The organism is Pseudomonas oligotrophica (assembly GCF_021726475.1).
Lineage (GTDB): Bacteria > Pseudomonadota > Gammaproteobacteria > Pseudomonadales > Pseudomonadaceae > Stutzerimonas > Stutzerimonas oligotrophica.
The window spans coordinates 2,501-5,496 of sequence record NZ_JAKJRU010000012.1 but is presented as its reverse complement, the minus strand read 5'-3'; the positions used below and the strand labels follow the sequence as shown (position 1 = coordinate 5,496).

Sequence of the window (2,996 nt, the reverse complement as noted above, 5' to 3'; positions counted from 1 at the left end):
TCGGGGGTTTGGTATAGGTGCTTGACGATGACCTACTCTCACATGGGGAAGCCCCACACTACCATCGGCGATGCGTCGTTTCACTGCTGAGTTCGGGATGGGATCAGGTGGTTCCAACGCTCTATGGTCGTCAAGCAATTTGGTTGCTGTATCGGTGTTGAGTCGCTACAGCGAATTGGGTATGTGATTGCTGGCTTTGCAGTTCAATTCGAATTTTCGGCTGTTGTCGGCTTCGACCGACCCACAATCGTCAGATTGTTTGGGTGTTATATGGTCAAGCCTCACGGGCAATTAGTACAGGTTAGCTCAACGCCTCACAACGCTTACACACCCTGCCTATCAACGTCGTAGTCTTCGACGGCCCTTCAGGGAGCTCGAGGCTCCAGTGAGATCTCATCTTGAGGCAAGTTTCCCGCTTAGATGCTTTCAGCGGTTATCTCTTCCGAACATAGCTACCCGGCAGTGCCACGGGCGTGACAACCGGAACACCAGAGGTTCGTCCACTCCGGTCCTCTCGTACTAGGAGCAGCCCCTCTCAAATCTCAAACGTCCACGGCAGATAGGGACCGAACTGTCTCACGACGTTCTAAACCCAGCTCGCGTACCACTTTAAATGGCGAACAGCCATACCCTTGGGACCGGCTTCAGCCCCAGGATGTGATGAGCCGACATCGAGGTGCCAAACACCGCCGTCGATATGAACTCTTGGGCGGTATCAGCCTGTTATCCCCGGAGTACCTTTTATCCGTTGAGCGATGGCCCTTCCATACAGAACCACCGGATCACTAAGACCTACTTTCGTACCTGCTCGACGTGTCTGTCTCGCAGTCAAGCGCGCTTTTGCCTTTATACTCTGCGACCGATTTCCGACCGGTCTGAGCGCACCTTCGTACTCCTCCGTTACTCTTTGGGAGGAGACCGCCCCAGTCAAACTGCCCACCATACACTGTCCTCGATCCGGATGACGGACCAGAGTTAGAACCTCAAGCATGCCAGGGTGGTATTTCAAGGATGGCTCCACGCGAACTGGCGTCCACGCTTCAAAGCCTCCCACCTATCCTACACAAGCAGGCTCAAAGTCCAGTGCAAAGCTACAGTAAAGGTTCACGGGGTCTTTCCGTCTAGCCGCGGATACACTGCATCTTCACAGCGATTTCAATTTCACTGAGTCTCGGGTGGAGACAGCGCCGCCATCGTTACGCCATTCGTGCAGGTCGGAACTTACCCGACAAGGAATTTCGCTACCTTAGGACCGTTATAGTTACGGCCGCCGTTTACCGGGGCTTCGATCAAGAGCTTCGCTTGCGCTAACCCCATCAATTAACCTTCCGGCACCGGGCAGGCGTCACACCCTATACGTCCACTTTCGTGTTTGCAGAGTGCTGTGTTTTTAATAAACAGTCGCAGCGGCCTGGTATCTTCGACCGGCATGGGCTTACTGAGTAAATCATTCACCCTCACCGGCGCACCTTCTCCCGAAGTTACGGTGCCATTTTGCCTAGTTCCTTCACCCGAGTTCTCTCAAGCGCCTTGGTATTCTCTACCCGACCACCTGTGTCGGTTTGGGGTACGGTTCCTGGTTACCTGAAGCTTAGAGGCTTTTCCTGGAAGCATGGCATCAACCACTTCGCTTTCTAAAAGAAAGCTCGTCATCAGCTCTCGGCATTAAGACTCCGGATTTACCTGGAATCTCTGCCTACCACCTTAAACTTGGACAACCAACGCCAAGCTGGCCTAGCCTTCTCCGTCCCCCCATCGCAGTAACCAGAAGTACGGGAATATTAACCCGTTTCCCATCGACTACGCTTTTCAGCCTCGCCTTAGGGACCGACTCACCCTGCGTCGATTAACGTTGCGCAGGAACCCTTGGTCTTTCGGCGTGCGAGTTTTTCACTCGCATTGTCGTTACTCATGTCAGCATTCGCACTTCTGATACCTCCAGCAAGCTTCTCAACTCACCTTCACAGGCTTACAGAACGCTCCTCTACCGCTCAACTTGCGTTGAACCCGTAGCTTCGGTGCATGGTTTGAGCCCCGTTACATCTTCCGCGCAGGCCGACTCGACTAGTGAGCTATTACGCTTTCTTTAAAGGGTGGCTGCTTCTAAGCCAACCTCCTAGCTGTCTAAGCCTTCCCACATCGTTTCCCACTTAACCATGACTTTGGGACCTTAGCTGACGGTCTGGGTTGTTTCCCTTTTCACGACGGACGTTAGCACCCGCCGTGTGTCTCCCGTGCTGACACTTGCCGGTATTCGGAGTTTGCATCGGTTTGGTAAGTCGGGATGACCCCCTAGCCGAAACAGTGCTCTACCCCCAGCAGTGATACACGAGGCGCTACCTAAATAGCTTTCGAGGAGAACCAGCTATCTCCGAGCTTGATTAGCCTTTCACTCCGATCCACAGGTCATCCGCTAACTTTTCAACGGTAGTCGGTTCGGTCCTCCAGTCAGTGTTACCTAACCTTCAACCTGCCCATGGATAGATCGCCCGGTTTCGGGTCTATTCCCAGCGACTAAACGCCCTATTAAGACTCGCTTTCGCTACGCCTCCCCTATTCGGTTAAGCTCGCCACTGAAAATAAGTCGCTGACCCATTATACAAAAGGTACGCAGTCACCTAACAAAGTAGGCTCCCACTGCTTGTACGCATACGGTTTCAGGTTCTATTTCACTCCCCTCTCCGGGGTTCTTTTCGCCTTTCCCTCACGGTACTGGTTCACTATCGGTCAGTCAGTAGTATTTAGCCTTGGAGGATGGTCCCCCCATGTTCAGACAACGTTTCACGTGCGCCGTCCTACTCGATTTCACTTCAAGGATCTTTTCGTATACGGGGCTATCACCCACTATGGCGGCACTTTCCAGAGCCTTCTACTAAGATCAAAGAAGCTTAAGGGCTAATCCCCGTTCGCTCGCCACTACTAAGGGAATCTCGGTTGATTTCTTTTCCTCAGGGTACTTAGATGTTTCAGTTCCCCTGGTTCGCCTCTTGCACCTA

2 rRNA genes (1 of these 2 cut by a window edge) are annotated in these 2,996 nt (G+C 52.9%); both read right to left on the bottom strand.

Going from position 1 to position 2,996, the window contains the following annotated elements:
* Nucleotides 1-19: 19 nt before the first annotated feature.
* Nucleotides 20-135: ribosomal RNA gene (rrf, locus tag L3N39_RS18820) — 5S ribosomal RNA — on the bottom strand.
* Nucleotides 136-270: 135 nt separating this feature from the next.
* Nucleotides 271-2,996, bottom strand: a 23S ribosomal RNA gene (locus L3N39_RS18815); it runs 165 nt beyond the window's last position.